The organism is Pseudomonas sp. SDO52101_S400 (assembly GCF_054071635.1).
Genome location: NZ_JBSVWF010000055.1, coordinates 21,938 through 43,471, shown reverse-complemented (window position 1 = coordinate 43,471; position 21,534 = coordinate 21,938). Strand labels below are relative to the sequence as shown.

The 21,534-nt window shown below is 59.9% G+C and carries 22 protein-coding genes and 1 pseudogene; 9 read left to right on the top strand and 14 right to left on the bottom strand.

Annotated elements, in window-relative coordinates:
• Window positions 1–116: 116 nt before the first annotated feature.
• The 6 genes from ACW9HX_RS23435 to ACW9HX_RS23410 form a co-directional block, all read right to left on the bottom strand.
• Entirely contained in the window at window positions 117–857 is a 741-nt protein-coding gene (locus ACW9HX_RS23435) for a hypothetical protein (protein WP_457382422.1), read from the bottom strand.
• A 72-nt stretch (window positions 858–929) separates the two neighbouring features.
• Complete coding sequence (locus tag ACW9HX_RS23430; protein ID WP_457382421.1) at window positions 930–1,310, bottom strand: RidA family protein; 381 nt, start codon at window positions 1,308–1,310, stop codon at window positions 930–932.
• Window positions 1,311–1,334: 24 nt separating this feature from the next.
• Window positions 1,335–3,440: a bifunctional GTP diphosphokinase/guanosine-3',5'-bis pyrophosphate 3'-pyrophosphohydrolase gene (spoT, locus tag ACW9HX_RS23425; RefSeq protein ID WP_007954439.1), complete on the bottom strand. Its 2,106-nt coding sequence runs from the start codon at window positions 3,438–3,440 to the stop codon at window positions 1,335–1,337.
• A gap of 57 nt (window positions 3,441–3,497) precedes the next feature.
• A complete protein-coding gene (gene rpoZ, locus ACW9HX_RS23420; protein ID WP_003229503.1) occupies window positions 3,498–3,761 on the bottom strand; it encodes a DNA-directed RNA polymerase subunit omega in 264 nt (87 codons plus the stop codon).
• Between the two features lie 168 nt (window positions 3,762–3,929).
• Window positions 3,930–4,550, bottom strand: coding sequence for a guanylate kinase (gene gmk / locus ACW9HX_RS23415; protein ID WP_003229498.1), 621 nt, complete (start codon window positions 4,548–4,550; stop codon window positions 3,930–3,932).
• 10 nt (window positions 4,551–4,560) lie between these two features.
• Window positions 4,561–5,424, bottom strand: coding sequence for a YicC/YloC family endoribonuclease (locus ACW9HX_RS23410; RefSeq protein WP_457382420.1), 864 nt, complete (start codon window positions 5,422–5,424; stop codon window positions 4,561–4,563).
• 270 nt (window positions 5,425–5,694) lie between these two features.
• Between ACW9HX_RS23410 and rph the strand changes: the two genes are divergently transcribed.
• The 3 genes from rph (at window position 5,695) to gltS (ending at window position 8,409) form a co-directional block, all read left to right on the top strand.
• Window positions 5,695–6,417, top strand: a complete 723-nt coding sequence (gene rph / locus ACW9HX_RS23405) for a ribonuclease PH (protein ID WP_457382419.1) — start codon at window positions 5,695–5,697, stop codon at window positions 6,415–6,417.
• 28 nt (window positions 6,418–6,445) lie between these two features.
• Window positions 6,446–6,814 carry a DUF4870 domain-containing protein gene (locus tag ACW9HX_RS23400; RefSeq protein WP_085731380.1) on the top strand — a complete coding sequence of 123 codons (369 nt, stop codon included), beginning with the start codon at window positions 6,446–6,448 and terminating at the stop codon, window positions 6,812–6,814.
• 386 nt (window positions 6,815–7,200) lie between these two features.
• Window positions 7,201–8,409, top strand: coding sequence for a sodium/glutamate symporter (gene gltS / locus ACW9HX_RS23395; protein ID WP_457382418.1), 1,209 nt, complete (start codon window positions 7,201–7,203; stop codon window positions 8,407–8,409).
• 65 nt (window positions 8,410–8,474) lie between these two features.
• On the opposite strand, the gene ACW9HX_RS23390 is transcribed toward gltS, so the two are convergent.
• Complete coding sequence (locus tag ACW9HX_RS23390) at window positions 8,475–9,254, bottom strand: exodeoxyribonuclease III (protein ID WP_007920349.1); 780 nt, start codon at window positions 9,252–9,254, stop codon at window positions 8,475–8,477.
• 82 nt (window positions 9,255–9,336) lie between these two features.
• Between ACW9HX_RS23390 and pyrE the strand changes: the two genes are divergently transcribed.
• Window positions 9,337–9,981: an orotate phosphoribosyltransferase gene (gene pyrE, locus ACW9HX_RS23385; protein WP_008047079.1), complete on the top strand. Its 645-nt coding sequence runs from the start codon at window positions 9,337–9,339 to the stop codon at window positions 9,979–9,981.
• Between the two features lie 70 nt (window positions 9,982–10,051).
• Here pyrE and argB read toward each other — a convergent pair whose 3' ends face one another.
• The 4 genes and pseudogenes from argB to coaBC form a co-directional block, all read right to left on the bottom strand.
• On the bottom strand, window positions 10,052–10,957 hold the full coding sequence (gene argB / locus ACW9HX_RS23380) for an acetylglutamate kinase (RefSeq protein WP_003229488.1): 906 nt from the start codon (window positions 10,955–10,957) through the stop codon (window positions 10,052–10,054).
• Between the two features lie 24 nt (window positions 10,958–10,981).
• Window positions 10,982–12,358, bottom strand: a pseudogene (locus ACW9HX_RS23375) (phosphomannomutase/phosphoglucomutase); the annotation flags it as partial.
• Window positions 12,359–12,621: 263 nt separating this feature from the next.
• Window positions 12,622–13,077: a dUTP diphosphatase gene (gene dut, locus ACW9HX_RS23370; RefSeq protein ID WP_065258173.1), complete on the bottom strand. Its 456-nt coding sequence runs from the start codon at window positions 13,075–13,077 to the stop codon at window positions 12,622–12,624.
• A 5-nt stretch (window positions 13,078–13,082) separates the two neighbouring features.
• Complete coding sequence (gene coaBC, locus ACW9HX_RS23365; protein ID WP_085708873.1) at window positions 13,083–14,291, bottom strand: bifunctional phosphopantothenoylcysteine decarboxylase/phosphopantothenate--cysteine ligase CoaBC; 1,209 nt, start codon at window positions 14,289–14,291, stop codon at window positions 13,083–13,085.
• Window positions 14,292–14,426: 135 nt separating this feature from the next.
• Between coaBC and radC the strand changes: the two genes are divergently transcribed.
• A complete protein-coding gene (radC, locus tag ACW9HX_RS23360) occupies window positions 14,427–15,101 on the top strand; it encodes a RadC family protein (protein WP_457382417.1) in 675 nt (224 codons plus the stop codon).
• Between the two features lie 130 nt (window positions 15,102–15,231).
• Here radC and ACW9HX_RS23355 read toward each other — a convergent pair whose 3' ends face one another.
• Window positions 15,232–16,818, bottom strand: coding sequence for an ABC transporter substrate-binding protein (locus ACW9HX_RS23355; RefSeq protein ID WP_457382416.1), 1,587 nt, complete (start codon window positions 16,816–16,818; stop codon window positions 15,232–15,234).
• 446 nt (window positions 16,819–17,264) lie between these two features.
• On the opposite strand from ACW9HX_RS23355, the gene rpmB reads away from it, so the two are divergent.
• Window positions 17,265–17,498: a 50S ribosomal protein L28 gene (gene rpmB / locus ACW9HX_RS23350; RefSeq protein WP_003177273.1), complete on the top strand. Its 234-nt coding sequence runs from the start codon at window positions 17,265–17,267 to the stop codon at window positions 17,496–17,498.
• Window positions 17,499–17,509: 11 nt separating this feature from the next.
• Window positions 17,510–17,665, top strand: coding sequence for a 50S ribosomal protein L33 (gene rpmG / locus ACW9HX_RS23345; protein ID WP_003177274.1), 156 nt, complete (start codon window positions 17,510–17,512; stop codon window positions 17,663–17,665).
• A 157-nt stretch (window positions 17,666–17,822) separates the two neighbouring features.
• On the opposite strand, the gene ACW9HX_RS23340 is transcribed toward rpmG, so the two are convergent.
• On the bottom strand, window positions 17,823–18,029 hold the full coding sequence (locus ACW9HX_RS23340; protein WP_457382415.1) for a hypothetical protein: 207 nt from the start codon (window positions 18,027–18,029) through the stop codon (window positions 17,823–17,825).
• An 84-nt stretch (window positions 18,030–18,113) separates the two neighbouring features.
• A complete protein-coding gene (locus ACW9HX_RS23335; protein ID WP_457382414.1) occupies window positions 18,114–18,473 on the bottom strand; it encodes a cupin domain-containing protein in 360 nt (119 codons plus the stop codon).
• A gap of 234 nt (window positions 18,474–18,707) precedes the next feature.
• Between ACW9HX_RS23335 and ACW9HX_RS23330 the strand changes: the two genes are divergently transcribed.
• Both ACW9HX_RS23330 and ACW9HX_RS23325 read left to right on the top strand, forming a co-directional pair.
• A complete protein-coding gene (locus tag ACW9HX_RS23330; protein ID WP_085708877.1) occupies window positions 18,708–20,201 on the top strand; it encodes an aldehyde dehydrogenase in 1,494 nt (497 codons plus the stop codon).
• A gap of 187 nt (window positions 20,202–20,388) precedes the next feature.
• Complete coding sequence (locus tag ACW9HX_RS23325; protein WP_457382413.1) at window positions 20,389–21,534, top strand: MFS transporter; 1,146 nt, start codon at window positions 20,389–20,391, stop codon at window positions 21,532–21,534.

Genomic DNA, 21,534 nt, shown 5'->3' with positions numbered 1-21,534 from the left:
GGGGAGCGTTTTTGCTCGCGAGGGTGGTGTTGAAGGATACCTTTGGGTTCCCGAACAGCCCTTATTCACGAAAAACCCCGCTCCCACCTTCGATCTACTGTAGTTTCAACGGTGGGTTACTGCTTTTCGAGTAGCCACTTGCGTTCGCCGGGGCTGAACTGCGGTTGTTCATCCGCCAGCGCTGTGTTCACGGCCTGCAGAATTTCCAGTTCCTTGCCCTTGCGCACAAAGATCCAGTTGTTGCCCTGGCCGTTCTGCTGCAGCCACATGCTGTCGTTGCCGCTGCTCATCGAGGCGCAGTCGCCCGCCAGACACAAGGCATAACGGTCGGCGCCAGGCAGGCCGGAGACTTGTCCGTCAGCCTGGAACTGTACGGTGGCACCTTCACCCTGGCCGCTGGCGATCTTCCAGTTGCCGCCCAGGTAGGCCGCGTACAGGGCGCGTTCGAAGCTGGCGCCGATCGGAGCGCCTTCCGGCACGGGGATCTGGGCGCGGTCGAAGACCTGCTGCGGTTCGTTTTCGCTCGCAGCCTGGTGCAACTGGCTGCCGTCGCGCTTCAGTTCGCTGCCGGAACTGCCGTAGAAATCGACTTTCCAGGCGCCGGACTGTTCGCCCAGCAGTCGTCCTTCGACGTTCTCAAAGCCGTTGGTGAAGCGGGCCTGACTGGCCTTGGTGTTGATGTCCCATTCCAGGTTCGGGCCATAGGCCTGAAGCGCTTCGCGCAGTGGGCCGCCCTTGGCGGCGGCATCGATGGCGACCTGATTGATCCAGGTGCCGCTGATGTCACGGTCGGCAGGGTTGCTGGCGCAACCGCCGAGGAAAATGGCGAGCAGCGAGAGAGCAAGCGCTTTGCGCATGGTGGAATCCTTTCAAAACCTTTTCTTTACCGCAGAGCAGTCGGCGCAGCTTTGAAAGCTGCGCCGTGCGCATTACTCGATGACCAGAATGGCATCCATTTCAACCAGCGAACCCTTTGGCAGGGCAGCAACGCCGATGGCGGCGCGGGCCGGATACGGCTGGTCGAAATACTTGCCCATGATCTCGTTGACCTTGGCGAAGTGGCTCAGGTCGGTGAGGAAGATGTTCAGCTTGACGATGTCCTTGAACGAACCGCCAGCGGCTTCGGCTACGGCTTTCAGGTTTTCGAACACCTGAACGGTCTGGGCTTCGAAGCCTTCGACCAGTTCCATGGTTTTCGGATCCAGCGGGATCTGGCCCGACATGTAGACAGTGTTGCCAGCCTTGATCGCCTGGGAGTAAGTGCCGATGGCGGCCGGGGCCTTGTCGCTGGTGATAACAGTCTTGGTCATGTATGACTCCTTGTAATGGGGTGGTTATGCACGCATACGGGTGATGCGGATCACCCCGGTCAGGGCGCGCAGTTTCTTGATCACGCGGGCCAGGTGCACACGGTCGTGGACGCTGACCACCAGTTGGACGACGCTGATGCGGCCATCGCGTTCGTCCATGCTGATTTTCTCGATATTGCCGTCGGCTGCGTTGACGCTGCTGGCCAGCAGGGCGATCAGGCCGCGCTGGTGTTCCAGCTCGACGCGCAGTTCGACGTTGAATTCGCCGGTGACATCCTTGGCCCACGAGAGCTGGATGCATTTTTCCGGGTTGTGGCGGATTTCGCTGATGTTGCGGCAGTTGTCCAGGTGCACGACCATGCCTTTGCCCGCCGACAGGTGACCGACAATCGGGTCGCCCGGAATCGGCGTACAGCATTTGGCGTAACTGAGAACCAGGCCTTCGGTGCCGCGAATCGCCAGCGGGCCTTCCGGGCTTGGCAGTTGTTCGCCTTCGCCGAGCAGGCGGCGCGCCACGACGTAGGCCATGCGGTTGCCCAAACCGATGTCTTCGAGCAGGTCTTCGATCAGTTCGAGGCGGTACTCGGTGAGCATCGCCTTCACGCGTTCGGCCGGAATCTGTTCCAGGGCACTGTCGAAACCGTTGAGCACCTTGTTCAGCAGGCGCTCGCCGAGGCTGATGGATTCGGAGCGGCGCTGCAGTTTCAGCGCATGGCGGATGTGGGTCCGCGCCTTGCCGGTGACCACGAAGTTGAGCCACGCCGGGTTCGGCCGTGCGCCGGGAGCGCTGACGATCTCGACCGTGGAGCCGCTTTGCAGCGGTTCGGACAGCGGCGCGAGACGACGGTTGATCCGGCAGGCGATGCAGCTGTTGCCGACGTCAGTGTGCACCGCGTAGGCAAAGTCGACCGCCGTGGAGCCTTTGGGCAGCTCCATGATCCGGCCTTTGGGCGTGAACACGTAGACCTCGTCCGGGAACAGGTCGATCTTCACGCTCTCGATGAATTCCAGCGAGTTGCCGGCACGTTGCTGCATTTCCAGCACGCCCTTGACCCACTGACGGGCGCGGGCGTGAGTGCCTTTCGGCTGCTCGTCGCCGCTGGATTTGTACAGCCAATGGGCGGCGATGCCGTTGTTGGCCATCTCTTCCATTTCACGGGTGCGGATCTGGATCTCGATCGGTACACCGTGCATGCCGAACAGCGTGGTGTGCAGCGACTGATAGCCGTTGGCCTTGGGGATCGCGATGTAATCCTTGAAGCGCCCCGGCAACGGTTTGTACAAATTATGCACAGCACCCAGCACGCGGTAGCAGGTATCGACCTTGTCGACGATGATCCGGAACGCGTAGACGTCCATGATCTCGTTGAAGGCCCGACGCTTGCCGCGCATTTTCTTGTAGATGCCGTAGAGGTGTTTCTGGCGACCGCTGACTTCGCCCTGGATGCCGTCGATGGCGAGGCAATGGCCAAGGGACTCTTCGATCTTGTTGACGATTTCCTTGCGGTTGCCCCGGGCGCGCTTGACCGCCTGGTAGATCCGCGCGGAGCGCATCGGATGCATGGCCTTGAAGCCGAGGTCTTCGAACTCGATGCGGATCGCGTGCATGCCCAAGCGGTTGGCGATGGGTGCGTAGATCTCGAGGGTTTCCTTGGCGATGCGCCGGCGTTTCTCGCCGGACAGCACTTCCAGCGTGCGCATGTTGTGCAGGCGGTCGGCGAGTTTGACCAGGATCACGCGAATGTCGCGTGCCATGGCCATGGCCATTTTCTGGAAGTTTTCAGCCTGGGCTTCGGCCTTGGTCTCGAAGTTCATCTGGGTCAGTTTGCTGACCCCGTCGACCAGTTCGGCCACGGTTTCACCGAACTGCGCTTGCAGCGCTTCCTTGGCGATACCGGTGTCTTCGATCACGTCATGCAGCATCGCGGCCATCAGGCTCTGATGGTCCATGTGCATGTCGGCAAGAATATTGGCCACGGCAAGAGGATGCGTGACGTACGCCTCGCCGCTGCGGCGGCGTTGGCCGTCGTGGGCTTGTTCGGCGTAGAAATACGCTCGGCGGACCAGGTTGACCTGGTCGTTGCCGAGGTAGGTCGATAAGCGATCGGCGAGGGCGTCTATGCTCGGCATGATGACTCCTGCCGTAAGCTGTGATCCCGCGCCGTGCTACGTCGACCAGGCATAGGCTTAGACGGCCTCGTTGGACTCGTCCTCGAACGCAGCGAAGACAGGGTCTTCGTGGACGATTTCCTGCTCGGCGATGAACTCGTAGCTCATCAGGCCTTCAGCGATTTCACGCAGCGCAACTACGGTCGGTTTGTCGTTTTCCCACTGTACCAGGGGCTCTTTGCCGCCGGTGGCCAGTTGACGGGCACGCTTGGTAGAGAGCATGACCAGCTCAAAGCGGTTTTCCACGTGTTCTAGGCAGTCTTCAACGGTTACGCGGGCCATGGTATTCCTCGGAGCGAATGCAATATGCGCGCTGCCCGGTTGGGCGAGCGGACTCAACAGTTTAAAAAATCACCAGCGATTAGGGAAGCGCTGATTTTTTGACCAGACTCTTCAACGCGCTGCGAGTACCAATGTAAAGCCCTTGCAGCGGTTTTGGGAAGTGCTGTTTCAGCCCAGCAATTCAGCCAGCAATTTGCCGAAACGCACCTGTTGGCGTTTCTGTTGCAACTGATTGGCGCGGAAAATCGCTTTCAGATCATCCAGTGCATGAGCGAAATCGTCATTGATGATCAGGTAGTCGTACTCGACGTAGTGGCTCATCTCGCTGACGGCTTCGCGCATCCGGCCGTCGATGATCTCGTCGCTGTCCTGACCGCGGTTGGTCAGGCGCTGGTGCAGGGCCTGCAGCGATGGCGGCAGAATGAAGATCGAGCGGGCCTGCGGCATCAGCTTGCGTACCTGCTCGGCGCCTTGCCAGTCGATTTCCAGAATCAGGTCATGACCTTCGTCCAGCGTCTGTTGCAGGCGGCTTTGCGAGGTGCCGTAGAAGTTGCCGAAGACTTCGGCACGTTCGAGGAAGTCGCCGTGCTCGCCCATCTTCACGAACTCTTCGCGGGTCACGAAGTGATAGTTCACGCCGTCCACTTCGCCCGGGCGCATGGCGCGGGTGGTGTGGGAAATCGAGACGCGGATTTCCGGGTTGGCGTCGGTCAGGGCCTTGACCAGACTGCTCTTGCCCGCGCCCGAAGGGGCGGAAATGATGTACAGGGTGCCGGTGCTGTGGGTCATGTCTGTTGCCTTACTCAATATTCTGCACTTGTTCGCGCATCTGCTCGATCAACACCTTGAGGTTGACCGCCGCCTGGGTGCTGCGCGGGTCGAAGGCCTTGGAGCCCAGTGTGTTGGCTTCGCGGTTGAGTTCCTGCATCAGGAAGTCCAGGCGCCGGCCGGCGGCACCGCCGGATTTGAGCACCCGGCGAACTTCGATGATGTGAGTGCTCAGGCGATCCAGTTCTTCGGCCACGTCGCTCTTTTGCGCGAGCATGACCATTTCCTGTTCCAGGCGCTGCGGGTCCATCTCGGCCTTCATGTCGGCGAAGCGGTCGAGGACTTTCTGGCGCTGGGTGGCGAGCATCTGCGGAACCAGTTCGCGCAGGGTCACCACATCTTCTTCGATGGAAGTCAGGCGATCGTTGATCAGCCGCGCCAGCTCCGCGCCTTCGCGCTCGCGGCCAGCCTTGAGTTCGCTAAGGCCTTGATTGAACAGGGCCAGGGCCTCGGCATTGAGGGCCTGCGGATCGCTGGCGTCGGCGACCAGTACGCCGGGCCAGGCCAGCACTTCCAGCGGGTTCAGCGCGGCCGGGTTCTGGATCAGGCCTGCGACGGTTTCAGCGGCGGCGACCAGTTGCGCGGCGCGTTCGCGGTCCACTTGCAGCGGCTTGCCGGTGCTTTCTTCGGTAAAACGCAGGGTGCATTCCAGTTTGCCTCGGGACAGGCCCTGGCGCAGCGCTTCACGGATGGCGCCTTCGAGGTCGCGGAACGACTCCGGCAAGCGCAGGTGGGGTTCCAGGTAACGGCTGTTGACCGAGCGCAGTTCCCAGCTCAGGGTGCCCTGAACGCCGGCTTTTTCGACGCGGGCGAAGGCGGTCATGCTGTGCACCATGGCGGTGACCTCGCAATGCAGATCGGCGCGCCGCAGCAGTTCCGCGGGCGCGATATGAATGAATTTAAGCCGACTGGCAGCAAAGGCGCAGGATTGTAGCGCAGTGCGGCGGATGCGCCCAAACACACGGTGTGGCAAAGGGCTGCAACCCGTCGGTAATGCGTGGTTCAGGGGCTTCGGTCGTCGGCGCGGATTTTTAACAAGTGCCCAGTGACGGTGCAGCGCTCTATAATGCTCGGCAGTTTTCCGTCCCCAGTACAGGTATCTCCTATGAAACGTCCAAGTGGTCGCGCTGCCGATCAGCTCCGCTCGATCCGCATTACCCGCAACTACACCAAGCACGCCGAAGGATCGGTACTGGTCGAATTCGGTGATACCAAAGTCATCTGCACCGTCAGCGTCGAAAACGGCGTGCCGCGTTTTCTGAAAGGTCAGGGTCAAGGCTGGCTGACCGCCGAGTACGGCATGCTGCCGCGTGCCACTGGCGAGCGTAACCAGCGTGAAGCAAGCCGTGGCAAGCAGGGCGGTCGTACCCTTGAAATCCAGCGTCTGATCGGCCGCTCCCTGCGCGCCGCGCTGGACATGTCCAAGCTGGGCGACGTCACCCTGTACGTTGATTGCGACGTGATCCAGGCTGACGGCGGCACCCGCACCGCCTCGATCACCGGCGCCATGGTTGCGCTGGTCGATGCCTTGAAAGTGATCAAGAAGCGCGGCGGCCTGAAAGGCGGCGACCCGCTCAAGCAAATGATCGCTGCTGTCTCCGTGGGTATGTACCAGGGCGAGCCGGTGCTGGATCTGGACTATCTTGAAGATTCCGCCGCCGAGACCGACCTCAACGTGGTCATGACCAGCACCGGTGGTTTCATCGAAGTGCAGGGCACCGCCGAAGGCGCACCGTTCCAGCCTGAAGACCTGAATGCCATGCTGGAACTGGCCAAGAAAGGCATGAACGAAATCTTCGAACTGCAAACGGCTGCACTGGCCGACTGAGCAGTTTCGTAACCGCAAGGAGGACGCGATGAGTGATGAGCAAGAGTTGCTGCCCAAGCCGAGCCAGGAGGTTCGTCAGTGGGCGATGTTTTGTCACTTGTCCGCCTTGCTGGGGATCTGGATTCCGTTCGGCACGCTGATCGGGCCGCTGGTCCTGTGGCAGATGAAGCGCGAGACGGATCCGTTTATCGATGCGCAGGGTAAAGAGGCGCTGAATTTTCAGATCACCGTAGCGATTGCTTCGATGATCTGCTTCGTCCTGATGTTACTGATTATCGGCTTCGTATTGTTCGGTCTGCTGGCCATTGCTGCGTTGGTGCTGACGATCATCGGTGGGGTGAAAGCCAACGAAGGCTTTCCCTACCGCTACCCGTTCACTTGGCGTTTGATCAAATAGTCTTCAGTCGAAGCATTCATGTTGGAATATATAATTCAACATGTTTTAAAGGCCCTGACTTGTCAGGGCCTTTTCGCAACTAAATAAAGCTCTATTGCTTGTAGGATTAGTCTGTCTGCGATGAGCGGTAGAAAAGGTTTGATATATATTTGGCCTTACATTTTTAGTCACAACTGTAATGCCTTAATAGTGATCAAGGTTATTGGCAGCATGACTTTTCGCTTGTTAAGGTTGCCGCACGTAATATTCCTTCAGAAATATTTCGATATGTTCAAGCCATCGAAGGCTCTTGAATTCCAGTGTTGTCGGTGTTGAGTAAGTCCGCCGGCTCATGAGGCGTTTCCAGGGAAAGTTCGCCTCTGAATATATAGCCAAGAATAACTCAGATGATTCAGCTCGATTTTTACGGAACGCTCGTGGCCGCCTCCCTCGTACTTCTACTGGGACGTGGTCTTGTCGCGCGGGTTGGTTTACTGCGCAATTTCAATATTCCCGAGCCGGTAGCGGGTGGCCTGTTGGTTGCTCTGGCTCTTTTGGTGTTGCGAACGTTTGATATGGAAGTTCGCTTCGATACCTCGCTGCAAACACCGCTGATGCTGGCGTTTTTTGCCACAATCGGTCTGAGTGCAGACTTCGCCAGCCTCAAGAAGGGCGGTCGTGTTGTCGGGATCTTTCTATTGGCGGTCACCGGGCTTCTGGTGCTGCAGAACGCCATGGGGATCGGCCTTGCCACAATGCTGGGGCTCGACCCGCTGATGGGGCTGTTGACGGGCTCTATTACACTGGCGGGTGGTCACGGGACCGGCGCAGCCTGGGGAGCGGTATTCAATGAGAAATACGGTCTGGCTTCCGCCTCTGAACTGGCGATTGCCTCCGCAACTTTCGGTCTGGTGCTGGGTGGTTTGATCGGTGGGCCGGTTGCGCGCTTGCTCATCAAGCGTGTTCAGGTGCCTGGCTGCGACTTGCAAGAGGTGCCGCGCCTGCCAAAGGGTTTTGAACAGCCGAACAAAGAACGCTCGATAACTCCATTTTCGTTTATCGAGACCCTTGCCCTGATCGCTGTCAGCCTGTTGGCCGGTAATCTTCTGAATGGCCTGTTGCACGGGACGGCATTCGAATTGCCGACATTCGTTTGTGTGCTGTTCGTGGGGGTGGTGTTGCGCAACGGCCTTTCGGCGCTTGGTTTGTATCAGGTGTTTGAGCGCGAGGTCTCGGTGCTGGGCAACGTCAGTCTGTCGCTGTTTCTGGCGATTGCGCTGATGTCCCTCAAGCTGTGGGATCTGGCGGCGTTGGCGTTGCCGATTTTCATCATTCTGGCGGTGCAGGCGCTGGTCATGGCGCTGTTCGCGATCTTCGTGACGTTCAGGGTGATGGGGCGCAACTATGATGCGGCTGTGCTGGCGGCAGGGCACTGTGGGTTCGGGCTGGGTGCGACACCAACAGCCATTGCCAACATGCAGGCAGTGACACAGCGCTACGGGCCTTCGCAGATAGCATTTCTGGTGGTACCGATGGTTGGGGCGTTTTTCATCGACATCATCAATGTCATTGTGATCAAACTGTACCTGGCCCTGCCGTTTTTCGCCGTGGTCTGAGGTCTTTTCCAACAAAAATGCCCGTATCTTGCGATACGGGCATTTTTTCAACCGCGATAGGACGCTTAGATGGTCAGCGTCCAGTCATAGTCGACGATCAGCGGCGCGTGCTGCGAGAACCGTGGCTGACGCGGCAGGCGTGCGCTGCGCACGAAGCGCCGCAGGCCCGGGGTCAGGATCTGGTAGTCGAAGCGCCAGCCCAGATTCAGCATCTCGGCCTGTTCGTTGTCCGGCCACCAGCTGTACTGGTCGCCTTCACGACTGACTTCGCGCAGGGCATCGACGTAGCCCATGTTGCCGACAATCTCGTCCATCCAGGCGCGTTCTGGCGCCAGGAAGCCCGGGGATTGCTGGCTGTCACGCCAGTTCTTGATGTCGAGCTTCTGCTGCGCGACGTACAGCGAGCCACAATAAATGTACTCGCGACGTTTGCGCCGCTGTTTGTCCAGGTACTTGCCGAAGTCGTCCATGAGCTTGAACTTCTGGTTCAAGTCCTCATCGCCGTTCATCCCCGAAGGAAGCAGCAAGGTGGCAATACTGACTTTGTCGAAATCTGCTTGCAGGTAGCGCCCGTAGCGGTCGGCCGTCTCGAAACCGAGACCGCTGATGACAGCCTTCGGTTGCAACCGCGAATACAAAGCCACGCCGCCTTGGGCAGGGACTTCAGCATCGCAGGCATAAAGGAAGTAGCCGTCCAGTTGGAAGGCTGGGTCATCCAGTTCAAAGGCGGAGGCACGGGTGTCCTGCAGGCAGATGACGTCGGCATTCTGTGCCTGCAGCCAACTGAGCAAACCTCGCTCGACTGCAGCCTGAATACCATTGACGTTCACACTGATGATCCGCATAAATGGCCCCAAAAATCGCGTGCGTGTATGATACACGGCGTCAAGCTAATTAGCTAAATCCGTGGTATTTGGGGTTTTTTTCATGCAAGCGTATCAGCGCGATTTCATTCGCTTTGCCATCGATCGCGGCGTTTTGCGCTTCGGTGAGTTCACCCTGAAGTCCGGGCGCACCAGTCCTTACTTCTTCAATGCCGGCCTGTTCAACTCGGGTTCCGCGCTGGCGCAGCTGGGGCGTTTCTACGCCGCAGCTATCGCTGAGAGCGGTATTGCGTTCGACGTGCTGTTCGGTCCGGCCTACAAAGGCATCCCGCTGGCAGCGACCACTGCCGTGGCGCTGGCCGAACACCACAACCGTGACCTGCCTTGGTGCTTCAACCGCAAGGAAGCCAAGGCCCACGGCGAAGGCGGCAGTCTGGTCGGCGCGCCGCTGACCGGCGACGTGTTGATCATCGACGACGTGATCACCGCCGGCACCGCGATCCGTGAAGTGATGCAGATCATCGCTTCCCAGGACGGCGCCAAGGCCGCCGGCGTGCTGATCGCCCTGAACCGTCAGGAGCGCGGCAACGGCGAGCTGTCGGCGATTCAGGAAGTCGAGCGTGATTTCGGCATTCCGGTCATCAGCATCGTGTCGCTGAACCAGGTGCTGGAATTCCTGGCAGACGACCCGCAGCTCAAGCAGCACCTGCCAGCCGTTGAAGCCTATCGCGCCCAGTTCGGCGTCTGATCGCTTCTTCAGGGCAAAAAAAGACCCCGCTCAGTCTGACTGAGCGGGGTCTTTTTGTTTGCGCTACGGCTTACGGACGCTTGCGATTGCTGATCAGCGTGCCCACACCGGTGTCGGTGAAGATTTCCAGCAGGATCGCGTTCGGTACGCGGCCGTCGATGATCAGCGAGCTGCCCACGCCGCCCTGAACCGCCTCCAGTGCGCAGCGGATCTTCGGCAGCATGCCGCCGTAGATCGTGCCGTCGGCGATCAGGTCGTCGACCTGCTGGGTGCTCAGGCCGGTCAGCACGGTGCCCGACTTGTCCATCAGGCCGGCGATGTTGGTCAGCAGCATCAGCTTCTCGGCTTTCAGCGCTTCGGCGACTTTACCAGCCACCAGGTCAGCGTTGATGTTGTACGACTCGCCGTTCTCACCTACGCCAATCGGCGCGATCACCGGGATGAAGTTGCCTTTGACCAGCAGGTTCAGCAGTTCGGTGTTGATCCCGACCACTTCGCCTACCTGACCGATGTCGATGATTTCCGGCTGAGTCATCTCCGGGGTCTGGCGGGTAACAGTGAGCTTCTTCGCACGAATCAGCCCGGCGTCTTTACCGGTCAGGCCGATGGCGCTGCCGCCGTGACGGTTGATCAGGTTGACGATGCTTTTGTTGACCTGGCCGCCGAGGACCATTTCCACCACGTCCATGGTCGCCGCGTCTGTAACGCGCATGCCATCGACGAAGTGGCTTTCGATCGACAGGCGCTTGAGCAGATCACCGATCTGCGGGCCGCCGCCGTGTACCACCACCGGGTTGATGCCCACGGCTTTCATCAAGACGATGTCGCGGGCGAAGCCGGTTTTCAGCTCCTCGCTTTCCATCGCGTTGCCGCCGTATTTGATCACCAGGGTCTTGCCGACATAACGTCGGATGTAAGGCAGCGCTTCGGACAGGACCTGGGCGGTGTGGGCGGCGGCTTCGCGTTCGAGGGTCATTCAGGGCTCCGGGTGAATCAGAAATCAGAACGGTAGTTGGAGATCAGGTGCAACGCGTTTCAGTTGGGCATGGAACACAGTCTTGATGCGTTGCAATTCAGCCTCGTCATCGGCCTCGAAGCGCAGCACCAGCACCGGTGTGGTGTTGGAGGCGCGCACCAGGCCCCAGCCTTTGGCGTAATCGACCCGCACGCCGTCAATGGTGGTCAGGTCGGCGCCTGGGCCCCACTGCGCATCGTGCAGTGCATCAATGATGCTGAATTTGCTCTCTTCGGTCACATGGATATTGATTTCCGGCGTAGAAATATCGTTCGGGAAGGTCGCGAACAGCGTTTCCGCATCGGATTTTTCCTTGCTGAGGATCTCCAGCAGCCGTGCAGCGCTGTAAATGCCGTCGTCGAAACCGAACCAGCGCTCCTTGAAGAAGATGTGCCCGCTCATTTCACCGGCCAACAACGCGCCGGACTGTTTCATTTTCTTTTTGATCAACGAGTGACCGGTCTTCCACATTAGCGACTGGCCGCCATATTCCTTGATCAGCGGGATCAGGCGGCGGGTGCATTTGACGTCGAAGATGATTTCCGCGCCCGGGTTGCGGGCCAGCACGTCGCGGGCAAACAGCATCAGCAGACGGTCCGGGAAAACGATGGTGCCGGTGTTGGTCACCACGCCGACGCGGTCGCCGTCACCGTCGAAGGCCAGGCCGATGTCAGCCTTGGTTTCCTTGACCTTGGCGATCAGGTCGACGAGGTTCTCAGGTTTGCCCGGGTCCGGGTGATGGTTCGGGAAGTTGCCGTCGACTTCGCAGAACAGCGGGATGACCTCGCAGTTCAGTGCTTCGATCAGTTGCGGGGCGATCACGCCGGCCGCGCCGTTGCCGCAGTCGACCACGACTTTCAGGCGTCGGGCCAGCTTGATGTCCTGGACGATTTCGGTGGTATAGCGGTCGAGGATCTCGACTTGGGTCACGCTGCCCTGGCCACTGCTGAGGTTGCCGGTCTTGAGGCGCTCATGCAGGGCCTGGATCTGTTCGTTGGCGAGGGTGTCGCCGGCGATCACAATCTTGAAGCCGTTGTAGTTCGACGGGTTGTGGCTGCCAGTGAGCATCACGCCGGATTTGCCGGCCAGCACGTTGGCGGCGTAATACAGCGCCGGGGTCGGCACCAGGCCGACGTCGCTGACATGGCAGCCGCTTTCGGCGATACCGCGAATCAGTTCAGCGACCAGCTCCGGGCCAGACAGGCGGCCATCACGGCCGACGGAAACATTCGGTTCACCCTGGGCCAGGCTCTGGGAACCGATGGCGCGGCCGATCCAGTAAGCGGTTTCGGCATTGAGGAATTCCGGCACGGTGCCGCGAATGTCATAGGCGCGGAAGATGCTGTCGGGAAGCTTCGGGGCGACTTGGGCGGGGGGGCTCATCTGCAGAAATGCTCCATCTCGAAAGTGGCGGGACACACCGACGAATCATCTCGACGGCAGGCTCAAACTGAAGGGTATGACGGCGGTTTTCACAGAGAGTTCGTGGTGTGAAAGGGCCATGACGCCTTGACCGGCGTGGCTTCGGCCTGCCAATGCCTTGATTTCCGGCGCTAAACCTAGCAGATGACAATTTGAAATTCGTGGCGAGAAATACTGCCTCGCCACGACGATTTTCTAGCCGATCACTTGGTGCCGGAATGGCCAAAACCACCAGCGCCGCGCTCGGTTTCGACGAACTCTTCAACCATTTCGAAATGCGCCTGCACCACCGGCACCAGCACCAGCTGCGCCAGGCGCTCGCCGACCGGCATGGTGAATTCGGTCTGGCCACGGTTCCAGCAGGACACCATCAGCGGGCCCTGGTAGTCGGAGTCGATCAGGCCGACCAGATTGCCCAGCACGATGCCGTGCTTATGGCCCATGCCCGAACGCGGCAGGATCAGCGCGGCGAGGTTCGGGTCGCCGATATAGACCGACAGACCGGTAGGAATCAGCACGGTTTCACCCGGTTTGATCACGATGTCCTGTTCCAGCATGGCGCGCAGGTCGAGGCCGGCGGAGCCCGGTGTGGCGTATTGCGGCAGCGGGAATTCGGTGCCGATGCGTGGGTCGAGGATCTTGGCTTGCAAAGCGTGCATGTAAATTAAACCTGGTTCAGACGTTCGGCGATAAAAGTGACCAGCTGGCGAGCGATCTTGCTCTTGCTGGTCTGGGCGAAAACCGTGGCGTGCAGCCCACGGTCGATGACGCTGCAGGCGTTTTCTTCGCTGTTGAAACCGATGCTCGGGTTGGCGACGTCGTTGGCGACGATCAGATCGAGATTCTTGTCCTTCAGCTTGCGCGCAGCGTAGTCGAGCAGGTGTTCGGTCTCGGCGGCGAAACCGACACTGAACGGACGGTCGGGACGGGTCGCAATGGTGGCCAGGATGTCCGGGTTGCGCACCATTTGCAGGACGAAGCCGTCACCGCTCGTAGGGTCTTTCTTCAATTTTTGCGGGGCGACGACTTCCGGGCGGTAGTCCGCGACCGCTGCCGAGGCGATAAAGATGTCGCAAGGAATCGCGGCTTCACACGCGGCGAGCATGTCGCGGGCGCTGACCACGTCGATGCGGGTCACGCGGTCCGGCGTCGGCAAATGCACCGGGCCGCTGATCAGGGTCACGCGGGCGCCGGCTTCCACCGCCGCTTCCGCAAGGGCGAAGCCCATTTTGCCGGAGCTGTGGTTGGTGATGTAGCGCACCGGGTCGATGTTTTCCTGGGTCGGACCGGCGGTGATCACCACGTGCTTGCCGGTCAGCGCCTGGCGCTGGAAGCAGTCCGCCGCGAGCTGGGCCAGGTCGGTGGCTTCCATCATGCGGCCCATGCCGACGTCACCGCAGGCCTGGCTGCCGGAGGCCGGGCCGAAGGTCTTCAGGCCACGGCTTTCAAGGAGTTGCAGGTTGGCCTGGGTCGCCGGATCGCGCCACATGGCCTGGTTCATGGCCGGGGCGACAGCGACGATGGCGTCGGTGGCCAGCACCAGCGTGGTCAGCAGATCGTTGGCGATGCCTTGGGCCAAGCGGGCGAGCAGGTCGGCGGTGGCCGGGGCGATCAGCACCAGATCGGCCCATTTGGCCAGTTCGATGTGGCCCATCGCCGCTTCGGCGGCCGGGTCGAGCAGGTCCAGGTGAACCGGGTGGCCAGACAGGGCCTGCATGGTCAGCGGGGTGATGAATTCGCTGCCGCCACGGGTCATGACCACGCGCACTTCGGCGCCCTGATCGATCAGGCGGCGCACAAGGTCGGCGCTCTTGTAGGCAGCAATGCCGCCGCCGACGCCCAGAACGATGCGTTTCCGATACAGCCGCTGCATAGGTCTGCCTTTCATTTCGTTGGTGACATACGTGGCGAAACCCCCTCCCCAGGGTGAATTCGCCCGCAAAAAAGATGGGCTACGATATCACAGCGACCGCTACGGAACAGCGGTGCCCACAGACAAGGAACGTGTATGAGTATTCGCGATTGGCCGGCGGCGGAAAGGCCGCGGGAGAAGCTGCTTGAACAGGGTTCGGGAAGTCTTTCCGATGCCGAATTGCTGGCGATTTTTCTACGAACCGGCGTATCCGGTAAAAGCGCGGTGGATCTGGCGCGACACTTGCTGAATCAGTTCGGCAGCCTGCGGGCGTTGCTGGAGGCTGATCTCGGGGCGTTCAGCGAGCAATTGGGCCTGGGGCCGGCGAAGTTTGCTCAACTGCAGGCTGTACTGGAGATGGGGCGGCGACATTTGGCCGAGCGCATGCGGCAGAAAACGGCGCTGGAGAATCCACAGGTGGTCCGCGATTATCTCAAGGCCATGTTGCGCCACGAGCCGCACGAAGTGTTTGGCTGTCTGTTTCTGGACTCCAAACATCAAGTGTTGACCTTTGAAACGCTGTTTCGGGGCTCGATCGACAATACGGCGGTGCATCCCCGGGAGGTGGTGAAGCGCTCGTTGGCCAATAACGCGGCGGCCGTGATCCTGTGCCATAACCATCCGTCGGGAAACACCGACCCCAGTCAGGCTGATCGATTATTGACCAAGCGATTGCAGAAGGCTTTGGAGTTCATCGATGTGCGGGTGCTCGATCACTTCATTGTTGGTGATGGGGAGCCGTTGTCGATGGCGGAGTGTGGCTGGATGTAACTCTCAGGAAAACGCCGATCCCTGTGGGAGCTGGCTTGCCAGCGATAGCGGACTGACAGGCAACATTTGTGCTGAATGTGCCGCCGTCATCGCTGGCAAGCCAGCTCCCACAGGTTTCAGGGTGTGGCAGTTATTTCAGGTTGACCCTGGAGTAGTCCTGCCGCCCGAACGGGCTCACCGAGTAACCCTGCACGTCTTTACGCGTCAGCGCATACGCCGTCGGATGCGCCAGCGGCAGCCACAAGGCCTGCTGCTGGATCTGCGCCTGCGCCTGCTCATACAGCTTGGTACGCACACCTTGCTCGCTGGTGGTCTTGCCGGCGCTGATCAGCTTGTCCAGATCAGCGTTGCAGTAGCGGGCGAAGTTGGTGCCGGACTTCACCGCCGCGCAGGAAAACTGCGGCGTGAGGAAGTTGTCCGGGTCGCCGTTGTCACCGGCCCAGCCCATGAACAGCAGGTCATGCTCGCCAGCCTTGGCGCGGCGAATCAGCTCGCCCCATTCGATCACGCGGATTTCCGCCTGAATGCCGATCTCCGCCAGGTCCGATTGCAGCAGTTGTGCGCCGAGGCTCGGGTTCGGGTTGAGCAGGCTGCCGGACGGGCGCGTCCAGATAGTGGTCTGGAAGCCGTCCTTCAATCCGGCCTTGGCCAGCAACGCCTTGGCTTTTTCCACGTCGTGCGGGTAGCCCGGCAGGTTCTTCGCGTAGCTCCACGTGTTTGGTGGGTATGGGCCGTTGGCAGCTTCGGCGGTGTCTTCGAACACAGCTTTCAGGTAGTTGGCCTTGTCGAAGGCGAGGTTGATCGCCTGACGCACTTCCGGCTTGTCCAACGGTGGATGCTGGCTGTTGATCCCAACGAAAGCAGTCATGAACGCGTCAGTCTTTTCGACTTTCAGCGTCGGTTCTTCTTTCGCGGCCTGTACGTCCAATGGTTTCGGCGACAGGGCAATCTGGCACTCATTACGCCGCAGCTTTTGCAGGCGCACGTTGGCGTCCGGGGTGATGGCGAAGATCAGAGGGTCCACCGAAGGTTTTCCGCCGAAGTAGTCAGGGTTGGCCTTGTAGCGGATCGACGCGTCTTTCTGGAATCGGGTGAAGACAAACGGGCCGGTGCCGACCGGTTGGCTATTGAGCTTGTCGGTCGCGCCGGCCTTCAGCAGTTTGTCGGCGTATTCGGCGGAATAGATCGAAGCAAAACCCATGCTCAGGGTCGCGAGGAACGTCGAGTCTGGGTGATCAAGAGTGAAGCGCACGGTCAGCGGGTCCAGTGCGTCGATTTTCTTGATCAGGCTCGGCAACTGCATCGACTGGGCGTGCGGGAAGCCGCTCTGGGCGACCTTGTGCCACGGGTTGGCCGGGTCGAGCATGCGGTCGAAGCTGAATTTGACGTCTTCGGCGGTCAGCTCGCGGGTCGGCTTGAAGTAATCAGTCGTGTGAAACTTCACCTGCGGGTGCAGCTTGAACACGTAGCTCAGGCCGTCGGTGCTGACTTCCCAGCTGTCGGCCAGGCTCGGGACCACCTTGCCGCTGGCGGTGTCGAAGTCCACCAGGCGATTCATCAGCACGTCGGCTGAGGCGTTGGTGGTGGTCAGCGAGTTGTATTGCACCACGTCGAACCCTTCAGGGCTGGCCTCGGTGCACACGCTCAGGGCGGCGGCATGGGCCAGGGGGCTCAGCAATAGCGGGGCAAGCAGCAGGGGGAGGGCAGCGAGGCGCATGGTCGGCTTCCTTTACAGATCGAAGGCCCATCTGCAAGTGCAGTCTGGAAAAGGCCTACCCTAGTGGTCGCGATTGCAAATGACTATCCCCTTTTTGCATTTTCGGGGCTGCGTGGCTGATGATTTGTCGGAAGTGGCGGCGGGAAAAGTCTCGATTGCGGGTATGATCGGTTTTCTTCGACGAATGGTAAAAATTGCCGCCAGCCTTTGCCCAAGCCGCTTGCGGGCGGGAAAAGCGGCTTTTTAGCCATTCTTTGCACACGGAAAGTTGTTGCTCCGTGGTCTTTCTGGTATAAAGCAGCGCTCTTTTCTAGGGGCCCGGTTCCTTCGCTTGTAGGTGTAGCCGGTAAGACCTCTAAAGAATCGCGGCGCCTGGCGCCACAATGACTAGAGATTAAGCGGCCAACCCATGCCGGGTTGGGCATGTGGTTTTAGAGGGCTGAGGCATGTCTAGAGTATGTCAAGTTACCGGTAAGGGTCCGGTGACTGGGAACAACATTTCCCACGCAAACAACAAAACCCGTCGTCGTTTCCTGCCGAACCTGCAGCATCACCGCTTCTGGGTTGAAGAAGAGAAACGTTTCGTACGCCTGCGCGTTTCCGCCAAAGGCATGCGTATCATCGACAAGCGTGGCATCAGCGTTGTGCTGGCCGAGCTGCGTCGCGACGGCAAGGTTTAAGGGAGCTAATCATGCGTGAATTGATTCGTTTGATCTCGAGCGCCGGTACTGGTCACTTCTACACTACCGACAAGAACAAGCGTACTACCCCGGACAAAATCGAGATCAAGAAATATGATCCGGTTGTTCGCAAGCACGTGATCTACAAGGAAGGCAAAATCAAGTAATTGATTTTTCCCGACTTACGAAAAAGGCCCGTATCTCACGATACGGGCCTTTTTTGTTGCCCGGCGATTGTGGTGGCCGGGGGGGGGGATCGTGACAAAAAAGGCCTGCATCTCGCGATGCAGGCCTTCGAAAGGTAAGCCTTTCAGTGGGCGCCAATTATTCGTGGATCTGGAACGACAGGATCTTGCCTTCGTTGCAGGTGAAGATGTCCACGGTCCTATACCTGGCCCGGAGGTTATCTGGTCCTTGAATTGGCCCGCTGGCGGTGAAACCGGTCAGTTCGTTGATGTAGGCCTTTACGGTCTCTACATACGGGGTGCCGATCAAGTGCTGAATCTTGTTGAAAGCTTCTATTTTGGTCATGCCGCACTTCCTTATACGTGACGGGAATGTCCTTATGGACGACCCGATTTTCAACCCGTCAGCATTCGGTCGTGCGTTACATAGTTATTTTTCTTCGAAGATCACATAGATCTTGCGGCAAGCCTCCAGCACTTCCCAGGTGCCGCGGAAACCGGCCGGAATCACGAAGCGGTCGCCAACACGCAGGGTCTTGGCATTGCCTTCACTGTCGCGCAGTACTGAAACGCCCTGGAGGATTTCGCAGTATTCGTGTTCGGTGTAATTCACCGTCCACTGCCCGACTGCACCTTCCCACACGCCGACGCCCATTTGCCCGCAAGGGCTGTCGTACTGATTGAACACCGCTTGTTCGGGATCGCCTTTGAGCACTTTGGCCGGGTCCGGGCGGTAGCGTTCGGCCTGATCCATGGTCAGGCTGATGTCGACGACGTTCTGGATGTTCATTGTTGTTTTCTCCCGTGATGACGGCGCGGTGGCTTGAAAGGGCCAAAGTCTATGTTGATTAAATTGAACGCCGCAAGGCTGTATAAGCGCCTTATGTCAAATATATTGAAACAACCCCGGCCGCTGGTTTAGGGTGGCGGATGCCTTGGGCCGAAAACAGGCTGGCCGGGCAGTATTCTTGAGGACGACCGCGACGATCGCGGCGCTCGTATTGAACAAGAGGAGGACACTCGAATGACCACCCTGACTCGTGCCGACTGGGAACAACGCGCCCGCGACCTGAAGATCGAAGGCCGCGCCTACCTTAATGGCGAGTACACCGATGCCGTCTCCGGCGAGACCTTCGAGTGCATCAGCCCGGTCGATGGCCGTCTGCTGGGCAAGATTGCCAGCTGTGACGCCGCCGACGCCCAGCGTGCCGTGGAAAACGCTCGCGCCACCTTCAATTCCGGCGTCTGGTCGCGCCTGGCGCCGACCAAACGCAAAGCCACCATGATCCGTTTCGCCGGCTTGCTGAAACAGCATGCCGAAGAACTGGCCCTGCTCGAAACCCTCGACATGGGCAAGCCGATCAGCGATTCGCTGTACATCGACGTTCCGGGCGCGGCGCAAGCGCTGAGCTGGAGCGGTGAGGCGATCGACAAGATCTACGACGAAGTCGCCGCTACCCCTCACGACCAACTGGGTCTGGTAACCCGCGAGCCAGTGGGCGTAGTCGGCGCCATCGTGCCTTGGAACTTCCCGCTGATGATGGCCTGCTGGAAACTCGGTCCGGCGCTGTCGACCGGTAACTCGGTGATCCTCAAACCGTCGGAAAAATCCCCGCTGACCGCCATCCGTATCGCCGAGCTGGCAGTCGAGGCCGGGATTCCGAAAGGTGTGCTGAACGTGCTGCCGGGCTACGGCCACACCGTCGGCAAGGCGCTGGCGCTGCACAATGATGTCGACACTTTGGTATTCACCGGTTCGACCAAGATCGCCAAGCAATTGATGATCTATTCCGGCGAATCGAACATGAAACGCGTCTGGCTGGAAGCCGGTGGCAAGAGCCCGAACATCGTGTTTGCCGATGCGCCGGATCTGCAAGCGGCGGCTGAATCCGCCGCCAGCGCCATCGCCTTCAACCAGGGCGAAGTCTGCACCGCCGGTTCGCGCCTGCTGGTCGAGCGTTCGATCAAGGACAAATTCCTGCCGATGGTGATCGAGGCCTTGAAAGCCTGGAAACCGGGCAATCCGCTGGACCCGGCCACCAATGTCGGTGCGCTGGTCGACACCCAGCAGATGAACACCGTGCTGTCCTACATCGAGTCGGGCCACACCGACGGCGCCAAACTGGTGGCCGGCGGCAAGCGCATCCTTCAGGAAACCGGCGGCACTTACGTCGAGCCGACAATTTTCGACGGTGTGAGCAACGCGATGAAGATCGCCCAGGAAGAGATCTTCGGCCCGGTGCTGTCGGTCATTGCCTTCGACACGGCCGAAGAAGCGATCAACATCGCCAACGACACGCCTTACGGTCTGGCGGCAGCGGTCTGGACTCAGGACATCTCCAAGGCGCACCTGACCGCCAAGGCATTGCGTGCCGGCAGCGTGTGGGTCAATCAGTACGATGGCGGCGACATGACCGCGCCGTTCGGCGGCTTCAAGCAGTCGGGCAACGGCCGTGACAAATCGCTGCATGCTTTCGACAAGTACACCGAGCTGAAGGCGACCTGGATCAAGCTGTAATCCGTTGACGGGAGCCCGGACACCCCGGGCTCCCTGACGAAACAGAGATCCCATGTGGGAGCGGGCTTGCTCGCGAAAGCGGTGTGTCAGTCAGCAACAATGTCGACTGTCAGACTGCATTCGCGAGCAAGCCCGCTCCCACATTGGTTTTGTGTGAATACAAAAAATATCCACAGGAGCGTGGACCATGCGTTGGGCGACGTATTTCGCCGTTTTGGCGTCTGTCTTGAGTGTTGGCCTGGCCCTCGGTGTCAGCATGCCGCTGGTGTCGTTGCGTCTGGAAGGCTGGGGTTATGGCGCCTTCGCCATCGGCGTGATGGCGGCGATGCCGGCCATTGGCGTGTTGCTGGGGGCGAAGATTTCCAGCCATCTGGCGGCGCGCTTCGGCACGGCGAACCTGATGCGTCTTTGTCTGTGGGGCGGGGCATTGTCCATCGGCCTGCTGGCACTGTTGCCGAGTTACCCGATCTGGCTGGTGCTGCGGCTGATGATCGGGGTAATCCTGACCATCGTGTTCATCCTCGGTGAGAGCTGGATCAATCAACTGGTGGTCGAGCACTGGCGCGGGCGGCTGGTGGCGCTGTATGGCAGCAGTTACGCGTTGAGCCAACTGTCCGGCCCGCTGCTGTTGGGCGCGCTTGGCACTGATCACGATTATGGTTTCTGGGTGGGTGTGGGTCTGTTGATGGTGTCTCCGCTTCTGCTGCTGGGTCGCAGCGGGGCGCCGAGCAGTGAAGCCAGCAGCGTGACCTTCGGCGATCTGTGGGGCTTCGCTCGCGAGCTGCCGGCAATCGCCTGGGCGGTGTCGCTGTTCGCCGCATTCGAGGCAATGATCCTGACCCTGTTGCCGGTGTACTGCCTGCAACAGGGTTTTACCGCGGAAATCGCGCTGGCGATGGTCAGCACCGTGGTGGTGGGCGATGCGCTGCTGCAGTTGCCCATCGGTGCGCTGGCCGACTACCTGTCGCGGCGGACCTTGTTCACCGGTTGCGCCGTGGTGCTGATGCTGTCGAGTCTGGCGATCCCGATGCTGATCGACACCTTGTTGATCTGGCCGCTGTGGGTGCTGTTCGGCGCCAGTGCCGGTGGCCTGTTCACCCTGTCGCTGATCCTGATTGGTGAGCGCTACCGCGATGATGCGCTGGTGCGAGCCAATGCGCATGTTGCGCAACTGTGGGGTGTCGGTTGTCTGATCGGACCTTTGATGGCGGGAGCGGGCAGTCAGTGGATCAGTGGGCACGCGTTGCCGTGGCTGATGGCGGCTGGGGCGTTCGGTCTGGTGATTCTGCTGTCGCGGCAAGGGGCGTTCGGCAAGGTGCCGGAGCCTGCCTGA